Below are 15312 nucleotides of genomic sequence, written 5' to 3'. Positions count from 1 at the left end.
ATTATAACTCGCGTTTTGGGGTATATAAAACATATAGATTAGGGTGTGATTTAATATGAATGTAGATTTTAAATTATATGAAAATTATTATAGTGAATTTGCTACAAAATCAAATGAAGCTGAGAGAATTCAATCCGAACCAAATGATAATTTAAGAAATCCGTTTCAAATTGACAGAGATAGAATTATTCACTCAAAATCTTTTAGAAGACTTAAGCATAAAACACAAGTGTACTTAAATCCTGAAAAAGACCATTATAGAACAAGGTTAACACACACTTTAGAGGTTACCCAAATAGCTAGAACTATTGCAAGATGTTTACGTTTAAACGAAGATTTAGTAGAAGCAATAGGCTTGGGACATGATTTGGGACATACACCTTTTGGGCATGTAGGTGAAAAGATATTAGATAAACTCAATCCAAAAGGATTCAAGCATTATAAACAATCCATTAATGTTGTTCAATATCTAGAACATTCAAGTTCTAGAATAGGTCTTAATTTAACGAAACAAACATTAGATGGAATAGTGAATCATTCAGGTAGCAACAAGGCAAATACATTAGAAGGGCAAATTATTAAATTTTCAGATAGAATTGCCTACATTAATCATGATATCGATGATTCTATTAGATCAAATATTATAAAACATAGTGATTTACCTATAGAAATTACAGAAGAACTAGGAGATAGAGGTTCAAAAAGAATTAATTTCTTAGTAAATGATTTAGTTGAAAATAGTTTCGACAAAAATCACATTGAAATGTCTGATAAAACTTACAGACTAATGGAAGATTTGCGATCATTTATGTTTAAGAACGTATATTTTAACGACATAGTAAGAAAAGATGATAAAAAAGTAGAATATGTACTAACTAATCTATATAGTTACTATTTAGAAGATATCAGTAGATTACCAAAATCGCACACAGATATTTACAATAATATTGAGTTACAAAATAAAACCAAAGATGATATAGTTACAGATTATATCGCTGGTATGACCGATTCATTTGCAAAAAGAACTTTTAAAGAAATTTTCATACCAGATTCTTGGAGCATATAAAGATAGGATGATAAGATGGGATTTATACCACAAGATAAAATAGATGAGATAAAAAGTGTTGCAGACATAGTTTCTGTAATTGGAGATTATGTTGAATTGAAAAGGGCTGGTTCAAATTATGTTGGACTATGTCCATTTCACAATGAGAAGACGCCGTCTTTTAGTGTATCGCCATCAAAAGGCATTTTTCATTGTTTTGGTTGTGGTGTTGGTGGCGATGTTATATCCTTTATAATGCAAAAAGAGGGCTTGTCATATCCTGAAGCTATTAAATTTTTGGCAGATAAGTTAGGTATTTTAGTCGAAACAAATGAAGTAAATAAAGAAAAATACGAACATCGCAAAAAATTATTTGAAATTAATAATGAAGCCAAATTATTTTATTACAAAAATCTATTGATAAATGATATACCGAAGGATTATATAAAAAAAAGAAATCTTAATAATAATTTGATTAATAAGTTTATAATAGGTTACGCCGATGGGAAAAACAGTATTTATCGTCATTTACTACAAAAAGGATATCAAAAAGATGATATAATAGAACTCGGCCTCATAAATCAGGACGAAAAAGGGAATGTTTATGATAAATTTCGAAATAGGTTGATGTTTCCTATTATAGATGTAAGAGGCAATGTTATTGGTTTTGGTGGTAGAGCTCTTGCGGATTCAAGGGCAAAATATATGAATTCTCCTCAGAGCCTAGCTTACGATAAAAGCAAGAATGTTTATGGAGTTTCTAATTTAAAAAATTCTGCCAAAGTTGGGAAAATCATATTGGTAGAAGGATATATGGATGTTATCTCATTGACAAATTATGGATTTGACTATGCAATTGCTTCATTAGGTACTTCTCTAACACATGATCAAGCAAAATTAATCAAAAGATATTGTAAGAATATTTATATATGTTATGATGGTGACTCAGCTGGTCAAAACGCAACATCTCGTGCTATAGAAATATTTAAAGAGCATGATATTAGTCCTAACATTATTGTCATACCTGATAATATGGATCCTGATGATTATATTAAACAATACGGAAATGAAAGTTTCGATAGGCTAATAGATAACGCAGTAGATAGTGTTATTTATGAATATAAGAAAATACTTCAAAAATACGACATTAATGATGTAAAAGAAAAAATACAACTTATAGATGATTTGACAACTTTATTATCAAAACTAGATAGGGAAGTCATTAGGGATGAATATATTAAGAGATTTTCTGATGATTTAAACATAGAATATTTAAGTTTAAAAAAAGATGTCTCTAGTAAATTGAATGAAGTTAAGCCTAACATCGCTTTTCATAATGAGAGAACTGATGATAAAAAAATTACAGAAAAAGATAGTATTAACAATCAGGAGAAAATAACTGCAGTTGAAATAATGACAATTGCTTGTTTTCATAAAGATGTATACTATGATTTGAAAGAAGAATTCTCAAAATTCAAAACTAAGATCAGTTATTATAATAATTTTATCGAGTTTGTAGATTTTTACTATTCTAAAAATAATGAAAATCAAATTGATGAAAAATCAGCTAGAGATTATTTTAAAAATGATATTCAAATGGATCGTACTATCGATTATTTATATAAAAAATCTAGAGATTCAATTAATATTAATAACATCGGAAGAGTTGTATTGGAGATTAAAAAATACCTAATGACCCAGGAAAAAGAGAATATTAAATCTCAGTTAGATCTAATGCAATCAGTAGAATTTAATGAAAAGATTAATAAAGAATATAATGAAATTTTAAATAAAATCTTAGAAATTAATAGACAAATTAAAGAGTACAAATAGTCAGAAAGGAGTTTTTTATGTCAGAAGAAAACTTGGATGTTGAACAAATAAAAAAAGAAGCATTAAATCAATTAATAGAGATAGGTAATGAGAATGATGGCATAGTAACTATCAAGGACTTCAAAAAGATTGATGATATTTCTTCTCTTGATGAAGATGATATAGAAGATATAAGAAATTTGCTAATTGAAAATAATATTGAAATTTTTGAAAGTAATGATGAAATAGAAAAGAAATCATCTTCAAAGGATGACGACAAAGACGATATCGAAGATGACGAGTCTATTGATGATGAAGACGATGACGATATTAAGGATGACAAAAAAATCATCGAAAATGTTTCTGATATTAAAGGAATTAATGTCGACGACCCAGTAAAAATGTATTTAAAAGAAATCGGAAAAATTCCTTTGTTATCAGCTGAAGAAGAAGTTCAATTAGCGCAAGAAATGGAAAATGGATCTAAGAGAGCTAAGAAAAAGTTAGCAGAAGCAAACTTACGTTTGGTTGTGAGTATTGCTAAAAGATACGTGGGACGTGGAATGAGCTTTTTGGATTTGATTCAAGAAGGTAATCTCGGACTTATGAAAGCAGTTGATAAATTTGACTATACTAGAGGTTTCAAGTTTTCAACATACGCTACTTGGTGGATAAGACAAGCTATTACAAGAGCAATTGCTGACCAAGCTAGAACAATAAGAATTCCTGTACACATGGTAGAAACTATTAATAGACTTGTAAGAATTGAAAGACAATTATTACAAGATTTGGGAAGAGACCCTACAAATGAAGAAATAGCAAAAGAAATGGGAATTGAAGTAGAAAAAGTTAGAGAAGTTAGAAAAATAGCTCAAGAACCTGTAAGTTTGGAAACACCTATTGGTGAAGAAGAAGACAGTCATTTAGGAGATTTTATTGAAGATGATACTGCTATCGCTCCAGATGAAGCAGCAAATTTTACTATGCTTAGAGAAGAATTAGAAGGCATTTTAAACACTTTAAATGAAAGAGAAAGAAAAGTATTAGCATTAAGATTTGGACTTGTTGATGGTACTCCTAGAACACTTGAAGAGGTTGGCAAAGACTTTGATGTTACAAGAGAAAGAATAAGACAAATAGAAGCAAAAGCTTTGAGAAAATTAAAACATCCATCTAGAAGTCAAAAATTAAAGGATTTTTTGGAATAAAATGAAAAAACGTAGGCTTGAAGAAATAATTAACTTAGTAGAAGATAATTCAATAGTTGCTGATATAGGAACAGATCATGGAATTGTTCCGTATGAATTAATAAAATCAAATAAAGCAAAGAAAGTTATCGCATCCGATATTAGTGAAAAATCATTAGATAAATTAAGGGAAAAATTAGATTATCTTGATGAACCTGAAAAAATAATACTAAATGTATCCGATGGCTTGGATAACTTAAACGAGTATCAAGTTGACACGATAATAATTTCAGGAATGGGAGGAAATTTAATCGTTGATATATTGAACAAAAATATCGATGTTGCTAAAAGCGCAAACTGCTTAATACTAGGAGCAAATAATTCACTTTCAGTACTAAGAAAATTTTTACATGATAATTCTTTTGAAATTATCGAAGAAGTTGATTTGTTTGAAAATGACAAATATTATCAAATAATTAAAGTTAAAGTCGGTAAGCAATTATTTTTAAATGAATATGAGTATGAATTTGGAAAATTTTTAATCGATAATAAATCTGAAAATTTGAAGCAATATATACAACAGCAGGTAGATAATAAGAAAACAATATTGTCGAATATATCAGAAAAAGATTCTGATAATGTAAAAAATGCTATTGATAATATTAATGTCGAAATAAAAGAACTTGAGAAAGTGTTGAATAAAATTGAAGCTTAAAGATTTTATAAGTTGGTATGAAAGATTAGTTCCTTTAGAAATTCAGGAAGACTTTGACAATAGTGGTATTCAATTTGGTAATTTAAATAGAGAAATAAATAAGATTTTGATTTCCTTAGATTTAGATGATAATTGTCTGAATAGAGCTATTAGAGAAAAATATGATTTGATATTTACACATCATCCAGTTATTTTTCATCCATTAAAAAATATTATAGAACAAAAAAATAGTGTAAATACACGATTAATTAGTGCGATAAAAAATGAAATTTGTATTTATTCTTCGCATACCAATTTAGATAGTGTCGAATTTGGAGTAAGTGATGCGCTAGCTAAACAATTAGGCTTGATTAATCCTAAAATTTTAGATTTTCATAAAAACAATACCGGATATGGAAAATATTCTGATATTGAAGAGGATTTTGCAGAGAATTTTATTTGTGATTTGAAAAATAAATTAAATCTTGAAAATGTAATTGTATACGGTGATACAAATCGAAAGATTAAAAGAATAGCGGTGTTAGGCGGAAGTGGTGGTCACTTCATTGAAAATTGTATTGATACTAATTGTGATGTATTTGTATCTTCTGAGTTTAAACACGATGAACAGATAGATGCACAAGATAACAATCTTATACTAATAGATATTGGCCACTATGAATCAGAAAAATTTATTCTTGAACCGTTAAGACAAACTATTCAAAAATCTTTTCCAGATATCAAAATAGATGTTAATTATTTAAAAAAACCAACTAGAAAAATTTTCTAATTATGTTATAATGTTATGGTGACTAAATCAGATAATCGCATGAATTCATGAGGAAAGTCCGTGCACTATAGAGCGAGGATGCTGGATAACGTCCAGTGGGGGCGACCCTAAGGCTAGTGCAACAGAGATATACCGCCATTTATTGGTAAGGGTGGAAAGGTAGGGTAAGAGCCTACCAGCATAAAGGTGACTTTATGGCTATGTAAACCCCATTCAGTGCAAAATCAAATAGGAATAAAGACGGCTGCTCGTCGTCTCCGGTAGGTAGATTGCTTGAACTAATTGGTAACAATTAGTCTAGATAGATGATTATCAAATACAGAACACGGCTTATAGATTTGGTCATAAAAAAAGATTGGTAGCAATATTGTTACCAATCTTTTTTTATTTCACAATTATATCGTCATCAAAAGAAATCATCATAACTGTACCTAAGTTTAGTTTTGAATTAACTGATATATCAGCTCCGATAATATCAGCGTAGTTTTTTACAATTGACAAACCTAACCCATAACCATTTTCTTTTGTGTTTCTGCAATCATCAACTCTGTAAAATCTTTCGAAAATTTTAGGCTTATTTTCTTCACTAATTCCTACTCCAGTATCTTTTACTGAGATAACAATTTTTCTGTTGATATGTCTAGCTCTTAATAATACTGAATCTTTTGTTTGACAAGCTTTAAGTGCATTAGATAATAAGTTGATAATTATATTAGCTAACTTTTCTTTGTCAGTATGGATATCCAAATCCTCTGATATTTCCATATCAAATAAAACTCCTGCTTTATCATATTGTGTTTTCATAGATTTAAATATTTCATGTAAAAATTCAGTTAGATTAAAATCTGTAGGATTATATATAGTTTCTGGAGTTGATTTTTTAAATGTATTATTTAGCTGATTAATTAAGCTAGTCAATCTATCAATTTCTATAAGAAGAGTACTTACATTTTGTTCATTAGGTTCCATAATGCCGTCTTGAATCAATTCTAAATTTAACCTTAAATTAGTTAAAGGAGTTCTCAATTCATGACTAATATTTTGTGCATATTGTTTTCGATTAAATTCTTGAGATTTTAATGAATTTGCCATGTAATTGATATTTTGGGATAATTGATTTACTTCAACTATATTACTTTTTATAACTGGTAGAATGTAGTTTTGTTTTCTTATATTGACTGTAGCTTGAGTTAATTCTTCAATAGGATTAGTCACTTTTCTTGAAAGAAAAATTGATATTATCAAACTTGTAAAGTATGATAAAAATGTGGATAAAATTATTAATCTTAATAAGTTTGTTATGAACACTTCTCCTCTTTGTTTGAAATTATTATTAATCCTATAAATATATTTGATATGACCTATTTTTTTGTTGTTTTCATCGTATACATCTTTTATTATAGTGTTATAAAGTGGAGTTTTCTTAGCTAATTCGAATCCTTCTTTAAAAGAATATAATTCCTTATCGTTATTGTCATAAAAAATAACATCAAGATCTAACTCACTCAAATACCACATGTACTTATCAATACTTTTTATGCTCAATCCTTGTTGTTGATCTAAAAATAAGTTTTTAGTTAGCTGTTCAATTTTGTTTTGTCTGTTTAGTTCTTCATTGTTAACAAAATTTCTGAATGATAATTGAAAAATGAATACCGCAATAAATGATAATAACATGATAGGAAATATAATAGCTCTTAAAAACTCATATAATATTTCCGACTTAAGCTTCATCGTATACACCTAACTTATAGCCAACGCCATAAATCGTTTTAATATAACGAGGTTTTTTTGGATTATCTTCAATTTTATGTCTAATATTTTTAATGTGAGTATCTATAGCTCTGTCAAAAGCCTCATAATCATAACCAAAAGATAATTCTATTATTTCATCTCTAGTAAATATTTTATTGGGATTAGAGAATAAAGTTTTGATTATTTGAAATTCATTGCTAGTAAGATTTATGCTTTCTCCGTCTTTAATAAACGTGTTATCTTCAAAAGAAATACTTACACGTCCATTATCAAAATAAATTTTTTCGGATTTTGGTAGGCCAAGCTTTTCAACTCTTCTGAGAATTGTTTTTACTTTTTGGACTAATATTTTTAAACTGAAAGGTTTAGTAATATAATCGTCAGCTCCAAGTTTTAAACCCTCTAATATTTCAGATTCATCTACTTTAGCTGTAACCATGATTACTGGTGTTTCAGTTCTAGATCTAATTACTTCCATAACTTTTTCACCGCTAACTTTTGGCAACATTAAGTCTAAAATAATTAATGAATAATCTGTTGTATTAATCATAGTAATAGCTTCTTGTCCATCAAATGCTTGATCAACTTGAAATCCTTCAACTTCTAAGTATTTTCTTTCTGCATTTGATATGTTTTTCTCATCTTCAACTATTAAAATTTTTATATCGGCTAAATTTTCTTTAAACAATTACAAAACCTCCATTTGGACTTAATATTTGCCCAGTCATAAATGAATTTTTATCTGATATTAAAAATTCTACAAGATTTGCAATATCTTCAGGTGTTCCAAGTCTTCCCATAGGGGTGTCTTCTATAACATAATCTAAATCATCTTTTGAGATGTTATCTAACATAGGTGTATCTATAGCTCCAGGGGCAATAGCATTTATTTTAATGTTACTATATCCAAATTCTTTAGCTAAGGATTTTGTAAGCCCTATTATTGCAGCTTTTGTTGCTGAGTAACAAGATTCCATTGATCCGCCAATCATTCCCCAAATTGAAGTAATATTAATAATATTTCCTTCCTTTTTATCTAACATATCTTCCAATGCTAATTTGCACATATGATAGGTTCCATGCACATTAACATCAAACATATTATACCAATCATTAACTTTAATATCTTGAAATTGATCTACAATAGATATTCCTGCGTTGTTAATCAATATATCAACACATCTAAATTTATTTCTAATTAATTCGAACATTTTTTTGCATTCATCAAAATTTCTTAAATCACACTTATATGATATTGCATCTATGCCTTTATTTCTAATATTTTCAACGATTTCTTTAGCTTTATCTTCATTATTAAAATAGTGCACAACGATTCTATATTCTGGATGATTTTCTAACATTTTGCAAATTCCTTCTCCAATACCTCCGCTGGCACCAGTTATTAAAATTGTCTTCATTTTTTCTCCTTTTAACTGATTATATTATAACATATAGGCAAATTAACAAGTTAAAATGTTTATGATATAATATTAAAACATGTTAAAATATATTAGAGTATAGGATTTGATAATAAGTGAGAGTTTTAGGAATTGACCCTGGTATAGCAATCGTTGGATATTCTATATTGGATTATGATAATAACAAAATAAAATGTCTTGAATATGGTTGCATCACAACAAGTTCAAAATCACCATTACCTGACAGATTATCATTTATTTACAACGAGATGAACAAAATTATCGATGAATTTCAACCTGAAGATTGCGCATTTGAAGAATTGTTTTTCAATAAAAATGTAAAGACAGCAATAACTGTATCTCAAGCAAGAGGAGTAGAAATTCTAAGCTGTATAAATAAGAATTTATGTCTTTATGAATATACGCCTCTTCAAATTAAACAAGCAGTTGTAGGATATGGAAGAGCTGATAAAAGACAAGTACAAGAAACTGTTAAAACAATTTTAAAATTTAACGATATACCTAAACCTGATGATGCTGCAGATGCTGTAGCTGTGGCTTTGTGTCACATTTTTGGAAGTAAATTTAAATATCTAAATGAAATGAAATAGGAGATAATATGTATTCGTATATTATTGGAGTTATTACTGAAGTTCATGAAAATTACATAGTATTGGAAAACAACAAAATTGGTTATAAAATATTCATAACTGATTTTTTTAGGGATAATGTTAGTGCATTTGATGAATATAAAGTATATACTGAATTTGTCGAAAGAGAAGATGCAAGTATTTTGTACGGATTTTCATCTCAAAAAGAAAGAGACTTATTTAATTTGTTAACAGATGTAACATCTATTGGCCCAAAATATGCAATGAATATACTATCAACTATGACAGTTGATGAATGTAAAACCGCTATTATCACTGATGATATTAAACTTCTAACGCAAGCACCAGGCGTTGGCAAAAAAACAGCATCAAGGATTATTTTAGAGCTAAAAGAAAAAATCGAAAAAGATTTTGTGCCATCAGAAAAACCTGTTAACAAAGAAGTGAAAAAATCAAGTGATTCAGAATTTGCAAGAGAAGCATTATTACAACTTGGTTATTTTAAAAATGATGTGGATGCATTTATCGAAAACACTGATATTTCTGGATTATCAATTGAAGATATAATGAAAAAAGCAATGAAAAGCTTGGACAGTAGTAGGTAGGTGAGAAAATGGAAGATAAAAACGATAGAATTGTTGGAGCATCTTTTACGAAAAGCGACGAAGATATTGATTTTAATTTAAGACCAAAATGGATGAGCGATTATATTGGTCAAGATAAAGTCAAGAAGAAATTGTCAATTTTTATTGAAGCTGCAAAGAATAGAAATGAACCATTGGATCACGCTCTATTATATGGACCACCTGGATTAGGTAAAACTACTTTAGCACACATTATAGCTAATGAAATGGGAGTTAACCTAAGGGTTACTAGTGGACCTGCAATAGAAAAGCCTTCTGATTTGGCAAGTATTCTTACAAATTTACAAAAAGATGATGTCTTGTTTATAGATGAAATACACAGAATCAATCGTTCTGTTGAAGAAATTTTGTATCCTGCAATGGAAGATTATGCTTTGGATATTATAGTGGGAAAAGGACCTTCTGCAAGAAGCTTACGAATAGATTTGGAGAAATTTACACTTATTGGTGCTACTACAAGATCAGGCCAATTGACAGGACCACTTCGCGATAGATTTGGTGTTTTATTAAACTTAGAGTTATATGATATAGAAAGTTTGAAGAAAATAGTTACTAGATCTGCGGGTGTTTTGGGAATAGGCATTGATGAAGAAGGTGCCATGGAAATAGCAAGACGAAGTAGAGGCACTCCAAGAATCGCTAACAGGCTATTAAAAAGAGTTAGGGATTATGCAGAAGTAAGAGCAGACGGAACTATTACAAAGGAAATAAGTAATCGTGGTTTAAATTTGTTAGAAGTAGACAAATGTGGACTAGATTATGTTGATAGAAAAATAATAATGACAATGATTAATAATTTTGATGGTGGACCTGTTGGTGTTGATACAATTGCAGCGGCCACTGGCGAAGAAAGAATTACTATTGAAGATGTTTATGAACCTTATTTGCTGCAAATAGGATTCATCAATAGAACTTCAAGAGGAAGAATTGTCACAGATAAAGCGTACAAACATTTTAATATAGTTAGAAAGAGGTGATTTTATAAGATGAATACAGATGATTTTGATTACGAGTTAGATGAAAAATTTATCGCACAAACTCCATTAGATAAAAGAGATGAATCTAAGCTAATGGTTATGGATAGATTTAACGGAAATACAGAAATAAAAAAGTTTTATAATATTATAGATTATTTAAACCCTGGTGATGTTTTAGTATGTAATAACACACGAGTTATTCCCGCTAGACTTTTTGGACACAGACCAGGAAAAGAAGAAAAAATTGAGGTTTTACTTCTACAACAAACAGAAGATAAGTGGGAATGTTTGGTAAAGCCTGGAAAGAAAATGAAATTAGGTCAAGTAATAGAATTTTCTGATAAAGTAAGCGCAAAAGTCGTAGACATTACAGAAGATGGATCTAGAATTTTAAAATTCGATTATGAAGGAATTTTTGAAGAGCGATTGGATGAACTTGGAAATATGCCACTTCCTCCATATATAAAAGAAAAATTGAATGATAAGGAAAGATACCAAACTGTTTATTCAAAACACAAAGGAAGTGCAGCAGCACCTACGGCAGGTCTTCATTTTACAAATGAACTTTTAGAAAGTATCAAAGAAAAAGGGATTTATGTAGTATTCTTAACATTACATGTGGGACTAGGAACATTTAGACCGGTTAAAGTAGATGATGTTAAAGATCATCATATGCATTCTGAATATTATACTATAAGTCAAAAAACCGTTGATATTATTAATCGACAAAAAAGTAAAGGACATAACATTATAGCGGTAGGAACCACAAGCGTAAGAACTTTAGAAACAGTTACACACAATAATAATTCAAAACTAGTAGCTGAAAGTGGTTGGACAGATATCTTCATATATCCAGGATTTGAATTTACTATCGTGGACAGCTTAATCACTAACTTCCATTTACCTAAGTCTACTTTAATGATGTTGGTTAGTGCTTTTTCAAAGAAAGAATACATTTTTGATGCTTATGAAAAAGCAAAGCAAAATGATTTTAGATTTTTTAGCTTTGGGGATGCTATGTTCATAAATGGAGGCAAGAATGTTTAAATTTACACTAGAGAAAAAATCGTCTCAATGCAAAGCAAGAACAGGGACAATAGAAACAAATCATGGTGTTATAAAAACACCTGTGTTTATGCCAGTAGGCACAAGAGCAACAGTTAAAGCAATGAACAATGATGAATTGAAATCTATTGGTTCTCAAATAATTCTATCTAACACATATCATTTATACTTAAAGCCGGGTCAAGAAATTATCAGAAAAGCAGATGGCCTTCATAAATTCATGAATTGGGATAGACCAATTCTAACAGATAGTGGTGGATTTCAAGTTTTTAGTTTGAGTAAGACAAGAAAAATTACTGAGGAAGGAGTTCAGTTTAGAAGCCATATTGATGGATCAAAACATTTTATATCTCCTGAAAAATCAATGGAAATTCAAAATGATTTGGGATCCGATATAATGATGGCTTTTGATGAATGTGTTCCTTATCCAGCAAGTTATGAATACACAGAAGACTCAATGAAAAGAACACTAAGATGGCTTAAAAGATGTAAAGATTATCATAAAAACACTGATAAGCAAAATCTTTTTGGAATTATTCAAGGTGGTATGTACAAAGATTTAAGAGAATATTCTGCTAAAAATACAATTGATTTTGATTTGCCAGGCTATGCTATAGGTGGATTATCCGTAGGCGAACCTAGAGATTTGATGATTGATTTATTAGATTTTACAACTGATTTTATGCCAGAAAATAAACCGAGATATTTAATGGGTGTTGGTACACCGGATTACTTATTCGAAGCAGTTGAACATGGTGTTGATATGTGTGATTGTGTTCTTCCTACTAGAATTGCTCGTAATGGTACAGCCTTAACTTCTAAAGGTAAATTAGTTGTAAAAAACGCAAAATACAAAGATGATTTTTCTGCACTTGACGATAATTGCGATTGTTATGCTTGCAAAAACCATACTAGAGCATATATCAGACATTTACTAAATGTAGATGAAATCTTAGGCGCAAGATTATTGTCTATTCATAATTTGAGATTTTTAATCAAATTGATGGAAAATATTAGAAAATCTATAGAAGAAGATAGATACTTAGAATTCAAAGATGAATTCTATAGAAATTATGGTTATGATTATCACCAAAAATGTGATAATATTAAATAAGTAAATATTTAAGGAGGATTATTATGCCAAAAATGTTAGCATCATTATTGCCTTTGATTGCACTTTTTGCTGTAATGTATTTTTTAATGATTCGTCCACAACAAAAGCAACAAAAACAATTAATGGATATGAGAAACGCTATAAAAGTTGGAGACGAAGTAATTACAATTGGTGGAGTTAAGGGAACAATAGTTTCTGTAAATGATGATAGTGTCATCTTGGAAACTTCATCACAAAAAACAAGACTTGAATTTGTTAAAAATGCTATTGCATCAAATGTAAAAGCAGCAAAAGTAACAGAAAACAAGCAAGAAGACAAAAAAGAAGATAATGAAGAAAAATAGAAATTGATTTATAGCTCAAACTTAAAATTTGAGCTATAAATCCATTTTTTTATTTGGAGAGAATGAATGAATAAATGGTTAATAAACAATAGAGGTAATAATTTTACTGAAGTATCTCAAAGATATAATATTCATCCATTAATAGCAAAGATTTTATTAAATAGAAATATTACAAATTTTGAAACCTTTTTGAATCCTAATGCAGAGAATTCATACCATAATCCATTTTTAATGAAAGATATGGACAAAGCTGTGGAAATAATTATAAATGCTATTGAAAATGAGAAAAAAATAAGAATAGTTGGCGATTACGATCAAGACGGAAATTCATCGACTATGACTTTATTAGATGGTCTTGGATATTTTACAGATAAACTTTCTTATGATATTCCTAATAGAATGATTGATGGATATGGGATTTCTTTTAGCATAATAGACAAATGTATTGAAGATAATATTGATTTAATAGTAACATGTGATAATGGTATAAGTGCTATAGAACAATGTGATTATGCCAAACAAAATGGAATAAAAATAATTGTAACTGATCATCACCAAACAATAAAACTTGATGGAAAAGAAATCATTCCAAATGCTGATGCAGTCATTAACCCCCAACAGCTGACTTGCAATTATCCATTTAAAAGTTTATGTGGCGCAGGGGTTGCTTATAAATTAATTCAGGCTATAAATATCAAAAAAGGATACGGTATGTTACAATGTGAAAATTTGCTCCAATATGTAGCAATGGGAACTGTATGTGATATCGTAGATTTAAAGGACGAAAATAGATATTTTGTGATTAAAGGATTAGAAGAAATCAATAATACAGAGAATTACGGATTAAAATGCTTGATTGATATGTCTGGAATTAAAAATGGAGTAAATGTTTACAGTTTAGGATTTATTATTGGTCCATGTATTAACGCCGCCGGAAGATTAGATACTGCTAAATTAGGCGTTGAACTATTTCGTGATGAAAACATGGATAATGTAGAAGCTTACGCTAAAGTTTTAGTTGATCTCAATGAAAAAAGAAAAAAATTAACAGAAGATGGATTTAATAAAGCTGTCGAAATAATTGAAAACACAGGACTGATAAATGATGATATATTGATTTGTAATGTTGAAGGAATTCATGAAAGTGTTTGTGGAATCATAGCTGGAAGAATTAAAGATAAATACAATAAACCAACGTTAATATTAACACAATCAGAAAATCAAGATGTTCTTAAAGGATCAGGAAGAAGTATTTCAGAGTATGATATATTCAAAGAATTTGATGAGTTTAGAGAACTGTTTGTATCATTTGGTGGTCATCCTATGGCGTGTGGATTATCAATTGAAGTAGATAAATTAGATGAGTTTAGAACTAAAGTTAATCAAAGAAGCAGACTTACCAAAGAGGATTTTGTAAAAAAAATCCTTATTGATTCAAGCTTTTATGTAGACAAGATAGATTTTGATTTGATAGAAGAAATCGATCGTCTTCGTCCTTTTGGCAAGGATAATCCTAGACCTATTTTGGGAGATAAAAACTTGGAAATTATTTTTGCAAGGATGATTGGAAAAAATAAGAATGTTTTGAAGTTGAAATTACTCAAAAATAATAAAACAATTGATGCAATTATGTTTTCAGAAGCTATAGAAAAATATAATTATTTATTAGAAAAATTCGGTGAAAATGTAATGATTCAACTTGAAAACAGTATTGCTAGTAATGCAAAAATAGATATAATATACTACCCTGAGATTAATGATTTTAATAATGTGAAGAATATTCAATTAAATTTAATTGATTTAAGGTAAGTGTTAACAATAATGCTCATGTTATGGTATAATTATAACAAAATAAT

The 15312-nt window shown here is 29.0% G+C and carries 15 protein-coding genes and 1 other RNA gene; 13 read left to right on the top strand and 3 right to left on the bottom strand.

What is annotated here, in order from left to right; translation table 11 throughout:
• Window positions 1-55 precede the first annotated feature (55 nt).
• The 6 genes from ABDJ34_RS01520 (at window position 56) to rnpB (ending at window position 5877) form a co-directional block, all read left to right on the top strand.
• A complete protein-coding gene (locus ABDJ34_RS01520) occupies window positions 56-1066 on the top strand; it encodes a deoxyguanosinetriphosphate triphosphohydrolase (RefSeq protein WP_353316221.1) in 1011 nt (336 codons plus the stop codon).
• A gap of 15 nt (window positions 1067-1081) precedes the next feature.
• The gene (gene dnaG, locus ABDJ34_RS01515; RefSeq protein ID WP_412701142.1) at window positions 1082-2878 is read left to right on the top strand and encodes a DNA primase; all 1797 of its coding nucleotides are present in this window, start codon (window positions 1082-1084) and stop codon (window positions 2876-2878) included.
• A 17-nt stretch (window positions 2879-2895) separates the two neighbouring features.
• Window positions 2896-4065, top strand: coding sequence for an RNA polymerase sigma factor RpoD (gene rpoD / locus ABDJ34_RS01510; protein ID WP_306478722.1), 1170 nt, complete (start codon window positions 2896-2898; stop codon window positions 4063-4065).
• 1 nt (window position 4066) lies between these two features.
• Window positions 4067-4759: a tRNA (adenine(22)-N(1))-methyltransferase gene (locus tag ABDJ34_RS01505; RefSeq protein ID WP_353316219.1), complete on the top strand. Its 693-nt coding sequence runs from the start codon at window positions 4067-4069 to the stop codon at window positions 4757-4759.
• Window positions 4749-5528 (top strand): Nif3-like dinuclear metal center hexameric protein, encoded by a 780-nt coding sequence (locus ABDJ34_RS01500; RefSeq protein ID WP_412701141.1) that lies wholly within the window; start codon window positions 4749-4751, stop codon window positions 5526-5528. The genes ABDJ34_RS01505 and ABDJ34_RS01500 overlap by 11 nt, the downstream gene beginning before the upstream one ends.
• A 19-nt stretch (window positions 5529-5547) precedes the next feature.
• Window positions 5548-5877: RNase P RNA component class A (rnpB, locus tag ABDJ34_RS01495), an RNA gene on the top strand.
• 35 nt (window positions 5878-5912) lie between these two features.
• Here rnpB and ABDJ34_RS01490 read toward each other — a convergent pair.
• From ABDJ34_RS01490 to ymfI, 3 genes are read right to left on the bottom strand one after another with little or no spacing between them, the layout of a single operon-like run.
• Window positions 5913-7262 carry a sensor histidine kinase gene (locus ABDJ34_RS01490; protein ID WP_412701140.1) on the bottom strand — a complete coding sequence of 450 codons (1350 nt, stop codon included), beginning with the start codon at window positions 7260-7262 and terminating at the stop codon, window positions 5913-5915.
• Entirely contained in the window at window positions 7252-7971 is a 720-nt protein-coding gene (locus tag ABDJ34_RS01485; RefSeq protein ID WP_412701139.1) for a response regulator transcription factor, read from the bottom strand. Before ABDJ34_RS01485 ends, ABDJ34_RS01490 begins: the two co-directional genes overlap by 11 nt.
• Complete coding sequence (gene ymfI, locus ABDJ34_RS01480) at window positions 7964-8701, bottom strand: elongation factor P 5-aminopentanone reductase (protein ID WP_094208644.1); 738 nt, start codon at window positions 8699-8701, stop codon at window positions 7964-7966. Before ymfI ends, ABDJ34_RS01485 begins: the two co-directional genes overlap by 8 nt.
• Before the next feature lie 116 nt (window positions 8702-8817).
• Between ymfI and ruvC the strand changes: the two genes are divergently transcribed.
• From ruvC to recJ, 7 genes are all read left to right on the top strand, one after another.
• Window positions 8818-9312 (top strand): crossover junction endodeoxyribonuclease RuvC, encoded by a 495-nt coding sequence (gene ruvC / locus ABDJ34_RS01475; protein WP_094208643.1) that lies wholly within the window; start codon window positions 8818-8820, stop codon window positions 9310-9312.
• Between the two features lie 8 nt (window positions 9313-9320).
• A complete protein-coding gene (ruvA, locus tag ABDJ34_RS01470) occupies window positions 9321-9917 on the top strand; it encodes a Holliday junction branch migration protein RuvA (protein ID WP_094223498.1) in 597 nt (198 codons plus the stop codon).
• An 8-nt stretch (window positions 9918-9925) separates the two neighbouring features.
• A complete protein-coding gene (gene ruvB, locus ABDJ34_RS01465; protein ID WP_094205723.1) occupies window positions 9926-10933 on the top strand; it encodes a Holliday junction branch migration DNA helicase RuvB in 1008 nt (335 codons plus the stop codon).
• A gap of 9 nt (window positions 10934-10942) precedes the next feature.
• Window positions 10943-11980 carry a tRNA preQ1(34) S-adenosylmethionine ribosyltransferase-isomerase QueA gene (queA, locus tag ABDJ34_RS01460; protein WP_412701138.1) on the top strand — a complete coding sequence of 346 codons (1038 nt, stop codon included), beginning with the start codon at window positions 10943-10945 and terminating at the stop codon, window positions 11978-11980.
• Window positions 11973-13112 carry a tRNA guanosine(34) transglycosylase Tgt gene (gene tgt, locus ABDJ34_RS01455; RefSeq protein WP_094208640.1) on the top strand — a complete coding sequence of 380 codons (1140 nt, stop codon included), beginning with the start codon at window positions 11973-11975 and terminating at the stop codon, window positions 13110-13112. The genes queA and tgt overlap by 8 nt, the downstream gene beginning before the upstream one ends.
• 23 nt (window positions 13113-13135) lie before the next feature.
• Window positions 13136-13456: a preprotein translocase subunit YajC gene (gene yajC / locus ABDJ34_RS01450; protein ID WP_353316215.1), complete on the top strand. Its 321-nt coding sequence runs from the start codon at window positions 13136-13138 to the stop codon at window positions 13454-13456.
• A gap of 66 nt (window positions 13457-13522) precedes the next feature.
• On the top strand, window positions 13523-15265 hold the full coding sequence (recJ, locus tag ABDJ34_RS01445; protein WP_412701137.1) for a single-stranded-DNA-specific exonuclease RecJ: 1743 nt from the start codon (window positions 13523-13525) through the stop codon (window positions 15263-15265).
• The last annotated feature ends 47 nt before the right edge of the window (window positions 15266-15312 follow it).

Source organism: Finegoldia dalianensis (genome assembly GCF_046255015.1).
Classification (GTDB): domain Bacteria; phylum Bacillota; class Clostridia; order Tissierellales; family Peptoniphilaceae; genus Finegoldia; species Finegoldia magna.
This window is presented reverse-complemented; position numbering and strand designations above follow the sequence as displayed.

Coding starts and splice junctions, on each gene's coding strand:
- recJ (WP_412701137.1), top strand. CDS start 13,523: ATGAATAAATGGTTAATAAACAATAGAGGTAATAATTTTACTGAAGTA.
- ABDJ34_RS01490 (WP_412701140.1), bottom strand. CDS start 7,262: ATGAAGCTTAAGTCGGAAATATTATATGAGTTTTTAAGAGCTATTATA.
- queA (WP_412701138.1), top strand. CDS start 10,943: ATGAATACAGATGATTTTGATTACGAGTTAGATGAAAAATTTATCGCA.
- rpoD (WP_306478722.1), top strand. CDS start 2,896: ATGTCAGAAGAAAACTTGGATGTTGAACAAATAAAAAAAGAAGCATTA.
- ymfI (WP_094208644.1), bottom strand. CDS start 8,701: ATGAAGACAATTTTAATAACTGGTGCCAGCGGAGGTATTGGAGAAGGA.
- ABDJ34_RS01505 (WP_353316219.1), top strand. CDS start 4,067: ATGAAAAAACGTAGGCTTGAAGAAATAATTAACTTAGTAGAAGATAAT.
- ABDJ34_RS01520 (WP_353316221.1), top strand. CDS start 56: ATGAATGTAGATTTTAAATTATATGAAAATTATTATAGTGAATTTGCT.
- dnaG (WP_412701142.1), top strand. CDS start 1,082: ATGGGATTTATACCACAAGATAAAATAGATGAGATAAAAAGTGTTGCA.
- ruvA (WP_094223498.1), top strand. CDS start 9,321: ATGTATTCGTATATTATTGGAGTTATTACTGAAGTTCATGAAAATTAC.
- tgt (WP_094208640.1), top strand. CDS start 11,973: ATGTTTAAATTTACACTAGAGAAAAAATCGTCTCAATGCAAAGCAAGA.
- yajC (WP_353316215.1), top strand. CDS start 13,136: ATGCCAAAAATGTTAGCATCATTATTGCCTTTGATTGCACTTTTTGCT.
- ruvB (WP_094205723.1), top strand. CDS start 9,926: ATGGAAGATAAAAACGATAGAATTGTTGGAGCATCTTTTACGAAAAGC.